Origin of the sequence: Novosphingobium pentaromativorans US6-1 (assembly GCF_000767465.1) — a bacterium.
In the GTDB taxonomy this organism is placed as follows: domain Bacteria; phylum Pseudomonadota; class Alphaproteobacteria; order Sphingomonadales; family Sphingomonadaceae; genus Novosphingobium; species Novosphingobium pentaromativorans.
This window is the reverse complement of record NZ_CP009291.1, coordinates 3,797,668-3,815,056: the sequence shown is the minus strand read 5'-3', so window position 1 is coordinate 3,815,056 and position 17,389 is coordinate 3,797,668. Positions and strand designations below refer to the sequence as shown.

At 62.1% G+C, this 17,389-nt stretch carries 27 protein-coding genes; all 27 read left to right on the top strand.

The genetic code is table 11. From position 1 onward, the window contains the following. Positions 1–170: 170 nt before the first annotated feature. Positions 171–722 carry a helix-turn-helix domain-containing protein gene (locus JI59_RS17970; protein WP_007011226.1) on the top strand — a complete coding sequence of 184 codons (552 nt, stop codon included), beginning with the start codon at positions 171–173 and terminating at the stop codon, positions 720–722. After that, positions 719–1,276: an HNH endonuclease gene (locus JI59_RS28210; protein ID WP_081473899.1), complete on the top strand. Its 558-nt coding sequence runs from the start codon at positions 719–721 to the stop codon at positions 1,274–1,276. The genes JI59_RS17970 and JI59_RS28210 overlap by 4 nt, the downstream gene beginning before the upstream one ends. Continuing rightward, complete coding sequence (locus tag JI59_RS17960) at positions 1,273–1,608, top strand: RusA family crossover junction endodeoxyribonuclease (RefSeq protein WP_238532449.1); 336 nt, start codon at positions 1,273–1,275, stop codon at positions 1,606–1,608. Before JI59_RS28210 ends, JI59_RS17960 begins: the two co-directional genes overlap by 4 nt. Continuing rightward, the gene (locus tag JI59_RS17955; protein ID WP_038576566.1) at positions 1,605–2,450 is read left to right on the top strand and encodes a helix-turn-helix domain-containing protein; all 846 of its coding nucleotides are present in this window, start codon (positions 1,605–1,607) and stop codon (positions 2,448–2,450) included. The genes JI59_RS17960 and JI59_RS17955 overlap by 4 nt, the downstream gene beginning before the upstream one ends. Continuing rightward, a complete protein-coding gene (locus tag JI59_RS17950) occupies positions 2,440–2,868 on the top strand; it encodes a hypothetical protein (RefSeq protein ID WP_007011230.1) in 429 nt (142 codons plus the stop codon). Before JI59_RS17955 ends, JI59_RS17950 begins: the two co-directional genes overlap by 11 nt. Further along, positions 2,868–3,110, top strand: coding sequence for a hypothetical protein (locus JI59_RS17945; protein WP_038576561.1), 243 nt, complete (start codon positions 2,868–2,870; stop codon positions 3,108–3,110). Before JI59_RS17950 ends, JI59_RS17945 begins: the two co-directional genes overlap by 1 nt. Further along, a complete protein-coding gene (locus tag JI59_RS17940) occupies positions 3,107–3,364 on the top strand; it encodes a hypothetical protein (RefSeq protein WP_007011232.1) in 258 nt (85 codons plus the stop codon). Before JI59_RS17945 ends, JI59_RS17940 begins: the two co-directional genes overlap by 4 nt. Before the next feature lies 1 nt (position 3,365). Next, on the top strand, positions 3,366–3,578 hold the full coding sequence (locus JI59_RS17935) for a hypothetical protein (protein WP_007011233.1): 213 nt from the start codon (positions 3,366–3,368) through the stop codon (positions 3,576–3,578). Next, positions 3,562–3,816 (top strand): DUF2442 domain-containing protein, encoded by a 255-nt coding sequence (locus JI59_RS17930; protein ID WP_007011234.1) that lies wholly within the window; start codon positions 3,562–3,564, stop codon positions 3,814–3,816. Before JI59_RS17935 ends, JI59_RS17930 begins: the two co-directional genes overlap by 17 nt. Further along, positions 3,813–4,436, top strand: coding sequence for a putative metallopeptidase (locus JI59_RS17925; RefSeq protein ID WP_007011235.1), 624 nt, complete (start codon positions 3,813–3,815; stop codon positions 4,434–4,436). The genes JI59_RS17930 and JI59_RS17925 overlap by 4 nt, the downstream gene beginning before the upstream one ends. Further along, positions 4,415–5,098 (top strand): GIY-YIG nuclease family protein, encoded by a 684-nt coding sequence (locus JI59_RS26835; RefSeq protein WP_138921234.1) that lies wholly within the window; start codon positions 4,415–4,417, stop codon positions 5,096–5,098. The genes JI59_RS17925 and JI59_RS26835 overlap by 22 nt, the downstream gene beginning before the upstream one ends. Next, complete coding sequence (locus tag JI59_RS17910; RefSeq protein WP_038576552.1) at positions 5,095–5,562, top strand: DUF2280 domain-containing protein; 468 nt, start codon at positions 5,095–5,097, stop codon at positions 5,560–5,562. The genes JI59_RS26835 and JI59_RS17910 overlap by 4 nt, the downstream gene beginning before the upstream one ends. Beyond that, the gene (locus tag JI59_RS17905; protein WP_007011238.1) at positions 5,559–5,747 is read left to right on the top strand and encodes a hypothetical protein; all 189 of its coding nucleotides are present in this window, start codon (positions 5,559–5,561) and stop codon (positions 5,745–5,747) included. Before JI59_RS17910 ends, JI59_RS17905 begins: the two co-directional genes overlap by 4 nt. After that, on the top strand, positions 5,744–6,013 hold the full coding sequence (locus JI59_RS17900) for a hypothetical protein (protein ID WP_038576550.1): 270 nt from the start codon (positions 5,744–5,746) through the stop codon (positions 6,011–6,013). Before JI59_RS17905 ends, JI59_RS17900 begins: the two co-directional genes overlap by 4 nt. Next, the gene (terL, locus tag JI59_RS17895) at positions 6,010–7,437 is read left to right on the top strand and encodes a phage terminase large subunit (RefSeq protein ID WP_007011240.1); all 1,428 of its coding nucleotides are present in this window, start codon (positions 6,010–6,012) and stop codon (positions 7,435–7,437) included. Before JI59_RS17900 ends, terL begins: the two co-directional genes overlap by 4 nt. Before the next feature lie 43 nt (positions 7,438–7,480). After that, positions 7,481–9,409 carry a phage portal protein gene (locus JI59_RS17890; protein WP_007011241.1) on the top strand — a complete coding sequence of 643 codons (1,929 nt, stop codon included), beginning with the start codon at positions 7,481–7,483 and terminating at the stop codon, positions 9,407–9,409. 232 nt (positions 9,410–9,641) lie between these two features. Further along, the gene (locus tag JI59_RS17885; RefSeq protein ID WP_038576547.1) at positions 9,642–10,505 is read left to right on the top strand and encodes a hypothetical protein; all 864 of its coding nucleotides are present in this window, start codon (positions 9,642–9,644) and stop codon (positions 10,503–10,505) included. Next, a complete protein-coding gene (locus tag JI59_RS17880) occupies positions 10,505–10,699 on the top strand; it encodes a hypothetical protein (RefSeq protein WP_007011243.1) in 195 nt (64 codons plus the stop codon). The genes JI59_RS17885 and JI59_RS17880 overlap by 1 nt, the downstream gene beginning before the upstream one ends. A 43-nt stretch (positions 10,700–10,742) precedes the next feature. Next, entirely contained in the window at positions 10,743–11,852 is a 1,110-nt protein-coding gene (locus JI59_RS17875; RefSeq protein ID WP_007011244.1) for a DUF2213 domain-containing protein, read from the top strand. A gap of 12 nt (positions 11,853–11,864) precedes the next feature. Continuing rightward, a complete protein-coding gene (locus tag JI59_RS17870; protein ID WP_007011245.1) occupies positions 11,865–12,332 on the top strand; it encodes a structural cement protein Gp24 in 468 nt (155 codons plus the stop codon). A gap of 10 nt (positions 12,333–12,342) precedes the next feature. After that, a complete protein-coding gene (locus JI59_RS17865) occupies positions 12,343–13,428 on the top strand; it encodes a DUF2184 domain-containing protein (protein ID WP_007011246.1) in 1,086 nt (361 codons plus the stop codon). Between the two features lie 3 nt (positions 13,429–13,431). Beyond that, on the top strand, positions 13,432–13,734 hold the full coding sequence (locus JI59_RS17860) for a hypothetical protein (RefSeq protein WP_007011247.1): 303 nt from the start codon (positions 13,432–13,434) through the stop codon (positions 13,732–13,734). Positions 13,735–13,803: 69 nt separating this feature from the next. Continuing rightward, positions 13,804–14,175 carry a hypothetical protein gene (locus JI59_RS17855; protein ID WP_007011248.1) on the top strand — a complete coding sequence of 124 codons (372 nt, stop codon included), beginning with the start codon at positions 13,804–13,806 and terminating at the stop codon, positions 14,173–14,175. Positions 14,176–14,199: 24 nt separating this feature from the next. After that, a complete protein-coding gene (locus JI59_RS27135) occupies positions 14,200–15,774 on the top strand; it encodes a hypothetical protein (protein WP_007011249.1) in 1,575 nt (524 codons plus the stop codon). A gap of 70 nt (positions 15,775–15,844) precedes the next feature. Continuing rightward, the gene (locus JI59_RS25730; RefSeq protein WP_007011250.1) at positions 15,845–16,504 is read left to right on the top strand and encodes a DUF4054 domain-containing protein; all 660 of its coding nucleotides are present in this window, start codon (positions 15,845–15,847) and stop codon (positions 16,502–16,504) included. Beyond that, positions 16,504–16,863: a hypothetical protein gene (locus JI59_RS17835; protein WP_007011251.1), complete on the top strand. Its 360-nt coding sequence runs from the start codon at positions 16,504–16,506 to the stop codon at positions 16,861–16,863. Before JI59_RS25730 ends, JI59_RS17835 begins: the two co-directional genes overlap by 1 nt. After that, positions 16,863–17,387, top strand: coding sequence for an HK97 gp10 family phage protein (locus JI59_RS25725; protein ID WP_052117922.1), 525 nt, complete (start codon positions 16,863–16,865; stop codon positions 17,385–17,387). Before JI59_RS17835 ends, JI59_RS25725 begins: the two co-directional genes overlap by 1 nt. Positions 17,388–17,389 lie beyond the last annotated feature (2 nt).

Genomic DNA, 17,389 nt, shown 5'->3' with positions numbered 1-17,389 from the left:
TTCCGAAGGCGTGAACCTGTTCGGGCCAGTGCAAGTGAAGCTGGCCGGGCTCTTGGGCAGGTGCGCCACGACAAGAGCCGCGCGCTCGTTCGAGACATGACGAACAAGATCCGCGCTGACCTGCGGGGCAAGGGTCATGACCTACCTCCAATCGATTGGGAGGCGATCTGATGGCGCGTGTTGCTGACATCATTACGATCGCCTCGCGCCTGACTGGCGTCAGCGAGCACCACATCCGGGGCGCCAGTCGCAAGCGCGAGTACATCGCGGTCCGCTTCGCTGTTTACGCTGTCTCTCGCGACCAGGGTTTCTCTTTCCCGGAGATCGGGGCTTTCGTCGGCGGTCGCGACCACTCCAGCGTCATCAATGGCGTGAGACAGATCCCGACATATGAGCGCATATTTCCGAACCTAGCCCCCCTCATGGACGCAATGCGAGCTTATGCCGAGCATTGCGAGCCATTCCTTGCCGATACTGGCTGGCGGCCTTCTGTCGGGATCGACATGACGCCCCTCGCCATGTCCGACTACGCTGCCGTGAAGGCCGCTGCTCAGGAACGCAATCGCGCCCGTCTGCGGCTCAGGCGTGAGCAGGACAAGATCAAGGCGGCCGAGGCCGAACCCGTCACCGAAGAACTCGATCACATCGAGCGCGCTGACATCGATTATCGACTTATGATGATGCGTGGCTCCGAAGCACTTCGGGAGGCGTTGTTTACATGAGCACAGCGATGAGAAGATGTCCGCTACCATCCATCGACGTGCTGCGCGCAGCCATATCAATCGATCCCAGAACAGGATTGATGACATGGCGGCGTCGACCAGCATCCCACTTCCGTAGCGAGGCGTCCGCAGCGTCATGGAATACCCAATTCTCTGGCACTCCGGCGTTTTCGACACTGATTCGTGGCTATTTGCACGGCATCATCAATAGCAAGCGCTACCGCGCTCATCGGATTGCGTTTGCTCTTTACACCGGCCACGATCCTGATTGTGAAATCGACCACATCGATGGTGATAAAACCAATAATGCCGCATTGAATTTGCGGGCCGTAACGTCTGCCGAGAACAAGCGGAACCTTGCGATTCCCGCTCACAATCGCAGCGGCGTAATCGGCGTGTGCTTCTCTCGTTCGAAGGGAAAGTGGCGCGCTTATATAGGCACTCGGCCTCAAACGCATATCGGGTACTTTGATGCATTCGATGATGCTGTTGCAGCCCGCCGAACAGCTCAATCCGCACATGGCTATCATCCTAATCATGGGAGAGCTTCGTGACGCTCATCACCATGCCTTTCCCTCCTGCTTCCTTATCTGGTCACAGTAATGGTCATTGGCGCCGCAAGGCCACCGTCACTCGCAAGTGGCGCGCATGGGCCTTCGCAGCCGCGCTGGAGGCAAAGGTCGAAGTACCGGCGGATGGCGACATCAAGATCGTCGTGCGCTTCTATCCGCCTGACAGGCGCAGTGACCGCACCAACTTTCCCAACCGCATGAAGCCGATCTTCGACGGCATCGCCGATGCCCTGAAGGTCAACGATCGCCGCTTCGTGCCATCCTTCGTCTTCTGCGAGCCTGAGGCTCCGGGAAAGGTCGAGATCAGCCTGTGAGCGGCTTTATCGCCTTGGACCGTGGAGCCCTGGAACATCCCCTCCTTAAGGATGGGGAGAAGTTCCGTGCGTGGTTCTGGATCGTGGCGAAGGCCTGCTGGAAGTCCGCACCGTTCGACGTCGGCGGAAAGATGATCACTCTGGAGCGTGGTCAGCTTTCCTATTCGATCCGTGAACTGGCGGAGCAGTGGGGTTGGTCCAAGTCTACAGCGGATCGCTTTCTCAAGCGCCTTGAACTTGAAGGCATGGTGAACTTGACCCGTGCAAAAACCGGGACAGCGCGCGGGACAAGCTCTGGGACAGATAGACTTATCATAACTGTATGTAATTACAGAAAATATCAAGACTTCTCCCCGGAAGCTGGGACAGCATCTGAACCGCAAAATGGGACAGAGTTGGGACAGAAGCGGGACATAAAAGAACAAGGGAACAAGGGAACAAGAGATATTCCGTCACCTGACGGTGACGGGCGCGGCGCGCCGGATCTTCTTGCTCTGGATGCCTGCGCGATCATTTTTCGCACCGGTCTGACGATCCTCAAGGCCACCGGTCACGACGACCGCAATGCCCGTTCGATCATCGGCCGTTGGCGGAAGACCTATTCCGACGGATCCGTGCTCGCCGTTCTGGCCCGCTGTCAGACCGCCCAGCCATCTAACCCTGTCGAGTGGGTCACCAAGGCCCTGCAAGCCGAACAGCAACGTGCGGCCGGTCAGGCGCCGCAACCCATGGAACAGCGTCCGCAGCGCGCAGCCGTCAGCGAGATCGGCGCGGAGATCGCCGCCCGCCGTCGAGCGTCGCGTCAGGAGCAAGAAAAGAGGATCGCAATCAGTGGAAGATGAAGCTGAAGTCACGATGGTCGCCATGCTGTCAGCCAGCCTTGCTCTGGTCCGTCCAGTAGGGATGACTGCTCAGGAAACGGCGGATTGGCTCGAAGTTGCGTTCGAAGCCGTGGCACACATTCCGCTCCATATTTTCGAGGCAGGCTGCCGTGCGGCCCGCCAAACCTGCACGCATCACTCGCAGATCGTGCCCGCGATCGTGAAGGAAACTCGCGAAGAGCTCGCCTGGTATAACCGCCCGAAGGTGCCGCCAGCGCTTCGCCTTGTAGCCCCCGTCGCTGAGGTGCCGCCCCTCTCGGAACTGCCGTTGCCGGACCCTGAAACACTGATGCCGAGCCTGCGACGCATGGGCCTGAACCGTGGATGGATCGTGGAGCGTGGCGGGCGCCTCGAATGGGCTGAAGGGGACGCCGCGTGATGGACCAGTGCCCCAACGGATATTCGGATCCTCACGCTTACTGCGCCTGGCGCAATGCTGAGCTTGCCGCCCAAGGTAAAGGCCTGATTTGGATCGTCGGTAGCGCGGGCATTCCTATGCTCACAGACGACGAACAGGTGTCCGCCGCCCGCCGCGCCCGTGAAGATGAGATCCGCGAAGACGAGCGCCGGCGTTTCAACTGGCGCCAGCAGCATCCGGTAACCGAGGAGCCGATCTCATGATCCGGATCACGCGCCATGCCGTTCAGCGCTTCCAGGAGCGAGTTCGCCCGGTAACCGAGGACGAAGCCCGCGCGGCCCTCTCCACCGCAGCCGTCGAGAAGGCAGCCGAAATCGGCGCGCCCTTCGTGAAGCTCGGTACCGGACAGCGCATCGTCATCGATCACGGCGCCGTCGTCACGGTCCTTCCGAAAGACATCTGGATGTGGACCCTCAACCGCCGTCGCCGCCACCTTTGCAGCAATGGGGGAAATTGAAATGGCCACTGCCGCCACTCGTCGCAAACCGCCGCCCGCAGGCTTTCCCGAAGTCTTCATCCGCTGGGGATGGCGCGGGGTGGAAACGGTCTTCGGATCGCGCACCGACTGCAACAAGCGCTGGGTGCAGGAATGTGGAGGCTGCGACCTGATCAAGCGCCGCCGTGAGTACCGACTAAGGCTTCGAGAGGTGAAGAATGATTGTGCCGCTTGATCACACGATTTGCGATGTGCGCTTCGAGCGCCGGTCCCTGTGCGTCGAGCTCGGCGACGGTCGGCTCCTCTGCGCCCCGCTCGAGTGGTTCCCAATCCTCAACGCGGCCAAGGCCGGGCAATTGGACGGATTCGAAATCGCAGGCGACGGCCTGTCGATTTCATGGCCCGACCTGGGAGAGACAGTGAGCTCGGATTTCCTGCTCGCTCGGCGAACTGGTTCGGAGAAGATGCTGTGAGGCCACACCCACCCGAAGAGCTCGCCACCTTCTCGGACATCGAGATGCTTGACCGGTTCGTGCCTGCGCCTGACCTGCTCAGCTGGATCCGCACCACGTTCCTCGACGAGGCAAGCCCGCTCTACAATCACGAGCACGCCCATCTACAGGAAGCCCACCTTGGCGTCCTTTGGACCAACTGCAACAACAGCCGGAACATGCGCTCAGTAATCGGCCAGGCGGAGATCATGCCCCCCATGGCGATGGGCAAATGGCAGAAGGCCCGGGCAATTCAGCAGATCGAAGAATGGTTCGACGGGATGCCCGATTTCCTGCTGACGTTCAGCGCGCCGGCTGCGTCCGGAATGGATGATCCGACCTTCTGCGCCCTTATTGAGCATGAGCTTTATCACTGCGCCCAAAAGCTCGACAAATACGGCATGCCCGCATTCGGTCGCGACGGACGGCCGCAATTCCAGATCCGGGGCCACGACGTCGAGCAGTTCGTAGGCGTCGTAGAGCGGTACGGCGCAGGGGCTGCAGAGGTCACGGCGATGGTCGACGCCGCGCAGCGCGGGCCCACCATTGGCCGGGCATCAATCGCAGGAGCGTGCGGCACATGCCTGCGCGCCGCGGCATGACGGAGGCTGTAGATCGCTTCGCCGCCGCGTTAGCGGATGGTCAAACCTTGGCGGCTGCGTTCGATTTCGCTGGTCTGCCATATCGCGGTTTCGGAGCGGAAAGAGGCTTCTATGTCTATGTGCTTGCCGATCCTCGCACCGGTTTCCCGTTCTATATCGGCAAGGGGAAAGGCAAACGTGCCCTCAGTCACATGCCGCTTGCCCTGAAAGGGAAAGAGCCGAACCTTGCGAAGGCAGAACGACTGCGATCCATAGCTGCGTCGGGCTCTCCGCTCATCGTAGCTGTCGTGATGGATGGCCTGAGTGAGGGCCACGCGTATTCGATCGAGCGGCGAATCATCCAGGCAGCCAAGCATCGCCTGACTAATATCGGACCGGGCCAGCTCGGCGATGTCGAGCGGTTCCATGCTTCGGTGCAGTGGTCACTCGCCGTATTCGAGAATGCAGATCCATCAGTTCCTTTGGATATGTTGGATGACATGACGAAAGAAGAACGGGCTGATCTGTTCCAGAGCTTGGCACGCAGCGCGCGATCTCTCCTGTGCGCCAAGGACAAAGAAGTAGAGGCTAGTATGAAGTCCAATCGTATCGCCGAGCGAAAGGCGGGCGAACAGTTTCGTAAAATCATGGCGCAAGTTGATGCTGGGTTGACTGAAAAATGAATGGAACGAGACTCCCTGACAACGTGAAAATCTTTATCGTTCAGTCTGTTGCCTGTTTCGACAGCCCAGGCACAGTAGTGAAGGCCGTCAACCAGGAATTTGGCTTGAAGATTTCGCGCCAACAGGTCGAGAAATACGACCCAACAAAGCGCGCAGGGCAAAGCCTATCGAAAAAGCTCAAGGCGATATTCGAAGCGACCCGCGACGGCTTCATCACAAACACAGCTCACATTGGTTGGGCGCATCGATCCACCCGGCTACGCGTCATCCAACGCGTTGGTGAGAAGGCGGAGGAGATGGGGAACCTTGCCCTCGTACTAGATGCCGCAAAGCAAGCAGCAATGGAGGAAGGCAACTCATTTACAAACCGGCGTGAACACACCGGCAAGGACGGGAAGGATCTGCCTGCCGCTGCACCTGCTGTGGCGATCTTCGCGCTACCGGACAATGGGAGGGATGCATGACTGAGGATGATGGAATCCTGAGTTTCGATGACGCATGCGCAATCGGCATGAAGGTCGCCGAGATGGCTGACCGCGTGAAGGTAGGCCACAAGGTATTGCCCGGCACGCAGGCCAAGTGGGGCTTCACGATGGATGGAGTTCGCTTTGAGGTAGTCGTCACGGTTGCCAACGGAGATGATGGGTGAAGGTCAAAGTCACCGAGCGCGACCTACGCCACGGCGCCGATTCGGTACGCTTCGGCAATGCTATCCTCGCGTGCGAAGGATACGCACCATCCTGCTCGGACCAAGGCCGATGCACCATGGACGGTCGGTGCTTCGACAGCGCGCCGCACTTGGTGGCCGCCCGCATGATCGAAGGCCTGCTCCCGAAGGACGGCCGGGCGGGGATGCACTACGCCTACCTGCGCCGTGTCGCGGAAGCGCTGCGTGAGGATCGCATCCACCTGTGAATGCCCACACCTCGATCACTCCCGGCATAGGCCACAACGGCGGCCCGCCGATCACCGAAACCACGATCAAGCCGCAGCCGGGTCCCCAGACCGAGTTCCTTTCCTCTCCCGCCGATATCGTCATCTACGGTGGCGGCGCTGGCGGTGGGAAGACCTGGGGCCTGCTCATGGAGCCCCTGCGGCACATCGGCAATCCCGGTTTCGGTGCGGTCTTCTTCCGCCGGTCGACGGTCCAGATCCGCAACGAGGGCGGCCTATGGGACGAGAGCGCCGTCCTGTATCCGCAGATCGGAGGCAGCCCGAAAGAGCATGTGCTCTCGTGGGACTTCCCGACCGGCGCGTCGGTCAGCTTCGCCCACCTGGAGCACGATAAGACCCGCTTCAACTGGCAGGGCTCGCAGATCCCACTGATCTGCTTCGACGAGCTCACGCACTTCAGCGCGGTCCAGTTCTGGTACATGGTCAGCCGCAACCGCTCGATGTGCGGCGTGCGGCCCTACATCCGCGCGACCTGCAACCCTGACGCAGACAGTTGGGTCGCCGAACTCATCGCATGGTGGATCGATCAGGACACTGGTCTGCCGATTCCGGAACGGTCCGGCGTGCTGCGCTGGTTCGTTCGCGTTGGCGAAGACCTCAAGTGGGCAGACAGCCCCGACGAGCTCGCATGCTACACCATGATCAACGACGCGGGCGAGCAAGTTCCGATCCCGCCGAAGTCGCTGACCTTCATCCCTGCCAAGCTGACGGACAACAAGGCGCTAATGGCAGCCGACCCGGGCTACATGGCGTCGCTGCTCGCCCTGCCGCTGGTCGAGCGCGAGCGCCTGCTAGGCGGCAACTGGAAGATCCGACCCGCAGCTGGCTTGTACTTCCAGCGATCATGGTGCCGTGTCGTCGATGCGGTGCCGGCCGGAACAGTATGGGGGCGTGGCTACGACCTGGCGGCAACGATACCGACTCCCGACAACCCAGACCCTGACTTCCTCGCATCGGTTCGGATTGGCCGCACGCCAGATGGCCGGTACATCGTGACAGATTGCCGCACGACGAGGACCAGTCCCGCTGGCATGGAGCGCTTTATCCTCAACACAGCGTCCGAGGACGGGCATTCCGTCGAAATCTCACTGCCGCAAGATCCGGGTCAGGCAGGTAAGAGCCAGGTCGCCCAGCTCGTGAAGATGCTGAGCGGGTACACCGTTCGCTATTCAACCGAGACAGGCGATAAGGCGACGCGCTTCGGGCCGTTTTCTGCTCAGGCAGAGGCGGGCAACGTGGATGTTCTGCGTGGGGTATGGAACGACGGATGGTTCAATGCCCTTGAGGGCTTCCCGGTCGCGAAGCATGACGACGAGGTAGACGCTACATCGCGGGCCTTCGAGATCGTCTCGCTGAACAAGGCGAGTATCTGGGACAGCATGTAGTCGTCCGTAGAAATAGTACGGACGCCCAAGCCATCACGGCCGCATGGCCGAAGTCCGCATCCGCAACGTCCGACCGAAACCCGGCTTCGTCTTCGACGGGCGCGCGGTTGTCCCGCAGTCCATGACGCACGACAGCATCGTCAATCTGCTCACCGGGCGCGGGACCAGTGTCGACCGCACGTCGCACAACTTCTGGCACCACATTCCGATGCCGCCCGAGCAGATCGAGGCGGCCTATCGCTCGTCCTGGCTGATGAGCAAGATCGTCGACTTGCCCGCAATGGACATGGTGCGCGAGTGGCGTGAATGGGAACTCGACGCCGAAGAGATCAAGAAGGTCGAGGAGGCCGAGAAGCGCCTCGGTGTTCGTCAGGCGATCCTGACCGGCCTCATCTACGGCAGGCTCGGCGGCGGAGTCGTCATCCTCGGATCCGGCACCGACATGGCCGCGCCCGCCCGTGACAGCGACAAGCTGCTGTACGTCAAGGCACTACCCCGCCGCGTGATCGGCTTGGGCGAAACCGACTGGGACGTGACCAGTGAGAATTTCGGCGAACCGGCGTGGTTCACGATCAACGGCGCGCGGGGATCTGACCGAATCCACCCCTCTCGCGTCATCGTGTTCAAGGGCGAGCGTGTCCCCGGACTCACCGGCCTGACCAGCGAGGAGCAATTCTGGGGCGACAGCGTGATCGAGCGCATTGATCGCGCGGTGAAGAACGCGGACACGGCGACGGATGGCTTTGCCACTCTGATCGATGAAGCCAAGATCGATTACTACAAGCTCGCCGAACTAGCGAATTTGCTCTTACAGCCCGGAGGCCTCGACAAGGCTCGAGCGCGGGTCGAGGCCATGAACATGGCGAAGTCAACGCACCGCGCTGTTATCATGGATGCGGGCGACGACTGGGAGCAGCGTCAGATCAACTGGGCTGGCATGCCCGACATGATCAAGACCTATCTCGCGATCGTTGCCGGTGCCGCCGACATTCCCGCCACCCGCCTTCTCGGCAAGTCACCCGACGGCATGAACAGCACAGGCGAGAGCGACGAGAAGAACTACCGAGCCAGCATCGCGACCAAGCAGGACATGACGCTGCGCCCTGCCCTCGACAAGCTCGACCGTCTTCTCCTGCCAGGCCTCGGTATCGCCTCGGACACCTATTGGGACTTCTGCCCGCTCGACACGCCAACTGAGAAGGAGCGCGCCGAAGTCGAGAACAAGGAAGCGGACACCTACACGAAACTGGTCAACGCAGGATTCCCCGAAGGTCCGCTCACGAAGTCCATGGCCGCCCGCATGGTCGACAGTGGCAATTGGCCTGAGCTCGGCGATGAACTGGCGAAGATGCCGGAGATTCCCGAGGCCGATCCGAATTTGCCTGATCCAAGCGCCCTCGTGGCCAGAGCGAAAGGAGGTGGTCAATCGTCTCGGGGTGTCGGCGGGTCGATTGGAAGCGGCTCGCCCAGCCCTGCTCAGGATGCGTTCTTCGCTGACGCTCAGCCCCGACCACTCTATGTCCAGCGCAAGCTGCTCAACGCTGGCGAACTGATTGCCTGGGCAAAGGCCAACGGCTTCAAGTCGACGCTTGCAGCCGACGACATGCACGTGACCGTGCTGTTTTCGCGCACGCCGGTCGATCCCATGAAGATGGGCGACAGCTGGACCGGTGACGATGAAGGCCGGATCCGGATCAAGCCGGGTGGCCCGCGCGCGATCGAGCGGCTTGGCGAGAGCGCCGTCGTGCTGCTGTTCTCGTCGTGGGAGATTGAGAGCCGCCATCGGTCCATGGTCGAGGCAGGCGGTTCGCACGACTTTGACACGTATCAGCCCCACATCACCCTGTCGTATGAGGTCCCGGCTGAATTCGATCTTGAGGCGGTCAAGCCGTTCAGCGGCGCGCTGGAGTTCGGACCGGAGATTTTTGAGCCGCTCGACCTCGATTGGAAAAGCAAGGTCACCGAGGCGTGATCCGGTGGGTCCGCTCGCTGTTCGCATGGCGCCGGTGCAAAGCTGCCGGATCGTGGGCTTATTCCATCAACACCCTATCAGGCCAGCGCGCCGCAATCCGCATAATGGCTGGGCATTCTCCGCTTGACTGGCCGTGGCTACTGGCTGGGGATGGAATGCCGCTCGTGGGAGGCAAACCCGCTTGGCGGAGCGCTTACCGCGATACCCTTCCAGACGGGTGGCATTGGTCCTGATGGCCTACAACCTAGCCGCCATGGCCCGCCAGCGCGGCATCAAGCGCAACCTGACTTTTCGCCCCATCGAACCGACACAGGCGAACGCGCAGGCCCTCGCAGCGATCTACCTGCCCGTCCTCAAGGCATGGGATGTCGATTCCCTCATGCGTGGCTACGAACAGCCCGCCAAGGGCGTGGCCGATGCCATGGTGCTGGACGCGCCATCCGATCAGGCAGCGAACATTGAGCAAGCCGAGCGCGAGGCAACCCGCCTGATCGGCGAGTTCACAGCGGGCCTGCGCGAATGGGTTGTGCGCGCCGAACGCTGGCACCGCGGAAAATGGACTGATGCCGTCAAGGCCGCCATCGACATCGACTTGTCCATGATGCTCACCATGGGTGACGTGTCCGAAACGGTCGAAGCGTTCATTGCTCGCAACGTCGCGCTCGTGCGCAACGTCTCCGACCAGGCGCAGGGTAGGATCGCCGATGCGGTCTATCGTGGATACGAACAGCGCTTGCCGGCGCGAGATGTGGCGAAAAACATCCGCGAAGCCGTAGCTATGGGCCGGGATCGATCGCTGCGCATCGCTGCAGACCAGAACAGCAAACTCAGTGCCGCACTAGACCGTAAGCGCCGCGATGAGGCTGGCGTCTCGCTGTTCAAGTACCGGCATTCGGGAAAGGTCCACGCTCGCCCCTGGCACAAGGCCCGCGACGGCAAGATCTACGACAGCGCGACCGGAAAGCAGGTCAACCCAGACGGCACCGCGATGAAAGGCGGAGATGTGATTGAAGCCGACGATCGTGCAGGCATGCCGCCGTGGTGCGGTTGCCGCGAGCAGGCATATCTCCCCATCATGGCCGAGATTGGCGCCTGATGGCCGCCGGTGACGTCCTCGAGAATGGCTCGATAGATCTGGACGGGCGCGGGTTCATCACCTCCGGCCGCGTCATCGTCTCTGCCGAGCAAGCAGCGCTGGCCGAGACGAAAGGATGGTCCGTTGTCGGGCCCGATGGTGACAAGGTGATGATTGTGAAGGGTGAAAGCACGGCGCCTGTCATTCGCGCCTAACCGTCCGTAGAGTTGCCACCGCCCTGCCCGCAAAACACGGGCAATGGCACAGTTCCGCGACACCCTGACGCTAGACGCCCCGCGCCGCACCAAGGACGGCTTTCTCGCTGTTCGCGCGCGGGCCGCTCGCACTGGCGTCTACCAGTACCTCGGCAGCGAGATCGACCCGCAGAACCAGCACGGCCTGCGCGACAAGGGTCTCGTCAACGTTCTGCGCGACGATGCGACCGTGTTCGACGAGACAGCGGCCCGCTCGTTCATCGGTAAGCCCATTACCGACAATCACCCTCGCGAGGCAGTCACATCCGAGAATTGGCGCGATCATGCACGCGGCACCGTCATGGGAGCGATGCGCGATGGCGACTATCTCGCTTTCGACCTCCTGCTGACCGACGCCAGTGCGATCCGTAAGGTCGATGGCGGCAAGCGCGAACTCTCGAACGGCTACAGCGCCGATATCGAGATCGGCAACTTCACGGCGAAGGACGGCACAGTCTGTGTCGCTCGTCAGACCAAGATCACCGGCAACCACGTCGCGCTCGTCGACGCAGGCCGAGCCGGTCCCGAATGCGCGATCAAGGATCATGCGATCTGCGACGCCATCACCGCCGATGAGCTGGCGAAGCTCCAGGCATCCCTGACAAAGGACAGCAACATGAAGAAGATCGTGCTCGACGGTCTGCAGGTCGATCTGGCGGATGCGGATGCCGTCGCCGTCGCGATCGACAAGCTGCAGACCAAGATCGCCACGAGCGACAAGGCCCTCGCCGACGCTCAGTCCGCCCATGACAAGGCTATGGCCGCCAAGGATGCCGAGATCGACGATCTCAAGTCCAAGGTCGTCGACCAGGCGCAGATTGACGCCCTCGCCGATGCGAAGGCTGCGGTCGTCGCCGATGCCAAGAAGATCGCGGGCGACAAGCTTGGCGATACCGCCGGTAAGACCGTCGCTGACGTTCGCCGCATGGCTCTCGACGCCAAGGGCATCGATACCAAGGACAAGTCGGACGATTACGTTGAGGCGCGTTTCGATGCGCTCAAGGACGCGTCGCCGAACAAGCCCAAGGTGCTCGACAGCATCCGCAACCCGCAGTTCGTGGCGAACGATTCCGCCTCGATTCACGCCGCGGCTAAGTCCGCGCGCAACCGCTAAGGAGCCCGATCAATGGCTGAGCTTCAGATTAGCTACACCGACCAGCTTGCTTCGGGCTTTGCTGGCATGGACGCCGATGGCGAAACCGAAAACCGCATCACTCGCTCTTGTGAAGACGCTGCCGGTATTGCCTTCGGCCGCCCAGCGTATCGCGGATCGGGAGACCACGGTCTGACCGGGACCGTCGGCACACTCGCAACTTTCTTGGGCTTCACCCGCGCAACCTCTGGCCTCGGCCTCCTCGCGGGCCAATCTGCGGACACCTACGCCCAGTACGACAATGTCTCAATCAAGACTAGCGGGGCGATCTTCGTTGAAGTCACTGGATCGGTGAACGACGGCGATCCGATCACCATCGGTACTGGCGCAGGCGCCGCTGACGACATCGGCGCAACCACCGCCGACGCAACTCACATCGCGACCGGCTGGATCGCTGACGAAACCGTCACGGACGGCGTTTGCCGCATCGTGAAGCGCTAAGGGGGCTGAAATGACCGCAATCACCTTCAAGGACGGCATGATCTCGGACGTTGAAGCGTTCGTGATGGCCGATGACGCCACCCAGAGCCGGATCTTCAATCTCTGGGCGGTGTACGACGCACAGCAGGCACTCGCTTTTGCTGATCGCGTTCATGAATTCCTCGTCGACGCTCAGGTCGGCCGGGCATTTCTGACGCCGCAGCTGCACCGCATCGAGACCATGGTCTACATGCGCAAGTATCCCAGCTTCGACCTGACTGGCATTCTCTCGGTCAACGAAGACGGCGACATGTGGGATGTCGGCACCGTCTTCTACAGTATGGACCAGGTCGGCAAGGCCGCGTTCCTTGCTGGCGGCTCCTTCGACGTGCCTTACGCCGATGTGCTGAATGACCAGCATGTCCATGGATTCTACCTGGCCGGCATCGGCTATGAGTGGAACATCCAAGACATGCAGCGCGCCGCCAAGCTGGGACGCGCGCTTTCTGCGGACAAGGCGGGCGCCGCTCGCAAGTCGGCCGCTGCGTTCAAGCGCTCGATCGCAATGACCGGGAAGGCTCCCGGTGCCGCGACCAGCGAGAAGGGTTGGACCGGACTGGTCAACAACGCATCGGTACCGGCCGCGAACGTCACCGCAGATGGTACTGGCTCGACCACTCCGTGGGCGAACAAGACGCCCGATCAGATCAGCCGCGATATCTGGGCTGCGGTGAATGCAGTGGAAACGCAAACTGGCGAAACGCACACCGCGACCACGGTTGGCCTTCCGACCCAGAAGCTGCGCTACATCGAGCAGACCCGCATGACGGACACCGGCAGCACGATCCTCTCCTACATTCGCGGCAACCGCGACGGTGGCGAGAACATCAACTTCGTGCCTATCCGTGAATTGGCTGGCGCTGGCTCGGGCAGCACCGACCGCATGGTGGCCTACGACAATTCGGAAGAGGTGTCGAAGTTCCACCTGCCCGGCGACCACGAGTTCCTGCCGCCCTTCCAAAAGGGCAGCATGGTCTACGAAGTGGCGGGCATCATGAACGTCGGTGGCACCGAAATTCGGCTGCCCAAGGCGCTCACTTATCGGGACGGGATCTGATCCATGGCTAAGTTCACCAATCACGCGCGCGGTCCGCGAGGCATCAGCCTCAAGGACGGAACCATCAAGTGGCTGGAACCCGGCCAGTCCATTGACCTCAAGCAGGCTGACATCGTCGAGCCGCTCCCGGATCTCGGCAAGGCTAGCGAAGCCGCAGTCGATACGGGCGCAATCGATGAACTGAAGGCCAGGGTAACTGCCCTGACCAAGCAGGTCGAGGACCTGACGAAGGAACGCGACGAGCTCGCCCATGACAAGGACGCGCTGACCAAGCAGGTCGAGGACCTGACGAAGCCGTCGAAATAAGTTCCCCCTCCATGGGAACCACCGGAAGGGCGGGCGATCAGCGCCCGCCCTTTTTCGTAGGAGGATAGAATGGCTGTAACTTACAATACCGCGGTCAAGACTGCCCGGATCACCGCCACGCGCGACTATTTTGCAAACGGCACGCTTGAGCTGCTCGCAGCGAATGACGCCGTTCTCGCGATCTTCGACCTGTCGGCTTCCGGCGGTTCGATCGCGGCTGACACCTGGACGCTGGGATTTGATGCCAACACGGTCGCGGCTGAGGCTGGTGCGGGCGCCGGAACAGATGCGACCAAAGCACAGATCAAGGACAGTGGTGGAAATGCCCATCTGACGGGCCTGACCGTCGGCATTTCAGGCACAGACATTGTTCTCGATAACGTGAACATCGCAGACGGGCAAAACGTCACTCTATCGAGCGCCGCGATCCAGCACGCCTGAGCGCACTGACGCCGCGCGACCGACATGGCCACAATCACCGAGATCCTGCTTTCCGGCAGCTCATGGACACCGCCTGCCGGTGTCACAAGCGTCGTCGCACATTGCGGCGCGCCGGGCGGTAATGGCGTCAAGGGTGGCGGCGGGTCGCGCAATGGTGGCGGTGGCGGCGCCTTCGCGTCCGGAACCGTCTCAGTTACCGCTGGTGTACCAGTCTCGATCCAGATCGGCGCCGGTGGCTCCGGAACGGACACCTGGTTCTCGTCGGCCTCGACCGTCATGGCGAAGGCGGGCGCGAATGCTTCCTTGGGGTCGGCTGCGCCAGGTGGCTCGGCAGCATCGTCGTTCGGTAGCACGAAGTTCTCAGGCGGTGCCGGCGGGCGCATCACGAACTCGAACTGCTACGGCGGTGGAGGCGGTGGCGGTGCCGCAGGGCCGAATGGGGCCGGTGCCGATGGCGGGCGATCTTCTCAGCACGCAAGCTACAATGGCAGCGGCGCTGGCGGTGGCGGCGGTGCGAACGGGGGCAGCGCGGGCGGCAACGGGTCCACCCCAACCGGATCAAGCGAAGGCCAATCCGGAGCCGGCGGCGCCGGAGGCAACAACCGCTTTTCGACAGGAGGCGGTAGTCCGCCATCTGGTGCAGGCTCGTCAGGTGGTGGCGGTGCAGGTGGCGATGCCGCGACACCTTCGGGCAACGGCGGCGCTGGTTCCTACGAGGCGCTCTGGACCGACAATAGCGGCGGCGCAAATGACGGCGTTTCCATCGGCCCTGGCGGCGGCGGCGGTGGGGGCTCGGGCGGCACTCCATCTTCGCAGAACGGTGCCAACGGCTCCTATGGTGCCGGTGGCGGTGGTGCCCGTGATACCGGAAGCGTCACGGCTGGCTCTGGGGGCGCAGGCTACATCGTCCTGGTCTATGACGTCGTATCGGGCGTCACCGGCACCCTGATCGCGCAGGAAAGCGGAACCGACACCGCCAGCGCTTCGGGTACGGTCGAAGTGTCGGGAGCGGCATCTACGCAGGAAACGGGCAGCGACACGGCCAGCGCATCGGGCGGTGTGGCAATCGTCGGATCGCTCGCCGGTATCGAGGCAGGTGCAGACGCGGCAACGGGAACACTCGCTGTTGCTGTCACCGGGGCGCTCACGGCGCAAGAGACAGGGCAGGATAGCCCATCGGTAAGCGGGTCAGTTGCAATATCGGGTGCATTGGCCGCGCAGGAGACCGGAACCGATGATCTCGGTGCGAGCGGCACGGTAACTGACGGCGCGAGCATCACCGGCACTCTCACGGCTCAGGAATCGGGGGCAGACAGTGCCGCTGCTTCCGGTTCTGTGGCGATCAACGGCGCCCTCGCCGCGCAAGAGGCTGCGAACGACAATCTTGCGGCGACAGGGGGCGTTTCCATCGCGGGATCGCTCGTCGCTGCAGAGACGGGACAGGACTTCGCGGCGGGCGCAGCCACCGCCAGGGTAACCGGCGCCCTCTATGCGGTCGAAGTAGGCTCCGACACCTTCGCGACGACCGTTCTGGTCGATGCAAACCCGACGACGACGCGCCTAGCCTCATCCAACCGGCCAAGCCGATCAGCAGCATAACTCCGCCCTTCCCGCGACATTGCAACCCCGTCCGTATCGCGAACGGCCTCAAGCGTAAGAGGATAGCCGCATGATCACTTGGCCATCGAAAGACCCTGACGAGGTCCTGAACTACACCTGGCAGCCGGGGAACGACAGCGGTGACGCAATCGCGAGCTATACCGCGACCGTCGCAACCGGCACCGTGGCTATCGAGAGCGACAGCAAGACCGACACCTCAGTGACCGTCGTTCTTTCTGGGGGCACCTCGGGAGAAGCCGCGGCGCTCACCTTGCGCGCGACCACGGACGCGGGCCTCGTGTTCGAAGAGACCGCCCTCATCGCCATCGTTGCAAGCGATGCCGGGTTCTCGTCTTCGTTTCAGGCGATCTTCCCGGCCTTCGCGTCAGCCTCGCGCGAGGCGATCGCGTACTGGAAGGCCAGAGCGGAGCGCGTCATCACCGATGCATTCGGAGACGACCAGCAGCACGCGACGATGCTGCTCACCGCACATTACCTAGTGATGCAGGGCCTTGGCTCTCAGGCCGATAGCCAGCGCTGGGCCAACTTCGCCGGGGCCTCGCGCGTGAAATCCGGATCTCTCGAGCTGGCATGGGATTCGTCGGTCAAGTCGACCGGCTCGCGCTACGGCGATGAGGTTTACGGCCTGATCCTCAACTATCTCGGTGGGCCCACGGTCACCGGCACGGGCACCTTCCCCGTCGCGGTAAACTATGGCGGGCTATACTGATGGGGTTGCTTGATGGCGATATTGCCGCGCTGTTCTCGGCGGCCTTCTCGGGAATGTATCTCGACGCCACGGTCAATGCTGGCACTGGCGAACCGATCTACGGCGCCGGCGGTGTCATCACCGGCTATTCTGGAAGCAGTCAGGCAGCGAAGGCGCAAGTAGACGCCGCGACGCAGGCGATGCGCCAGGCGGACGGCTTTGCAGAAGGTGATGTCCGGCTGATCATCCTTGCCAACGGCGTGGCGGTCACCTCGGATCACTCGGTCACTGTCGCGGGCGTGAAGTACAGCCTGCAGTCGGTCGAGCTGGATGCGGCGGCAAGCCATTGGGTCTGTCGGGGACGGAAGGTGCCGACCTGATGCCCGTGAAGCGCACAGGCAACATCGCGATCAAGATCCAGAAGCTGACGCCGGAGATCGAGGCGGCATTGCGGCCGGTCGTCTATGCGATAGCGGACGAAGTAAAGACCGATGCGCAGATCAGTCTATCTACCGGAGCGGTATCCGGTGCTGGCCACGTCCCAAGCGCACCAGGCACACCGCCGAACAGCGACACCGGCCATCTTGCCGATAGTATCGAGGTCGAGGAAATGGGGCCTCTGCGCGCCCGCGTCGTTGCGAAAGCTGAGTACGCGGCGATTCAGGAGCTTGGCGGGACCATCAATCACCCCGGTGGCACTCCGTACTTCATGAAGGATGGTAAGCCCGTTTTCGTGAGCAACAGCGGGTATGGTGCGTTCCATCATTTACCTAAGACGAAGCCGCACACGATCACGCTGCCCGAGCGCCCCTTCATGCGTCCTGCAGGCATCAAAAACCAGAAGAGCGGTAAGGCGCTGATGAAGGCCGCGGTTGCTAGGGTGCTCAAGACCGGTAAACTATAAGC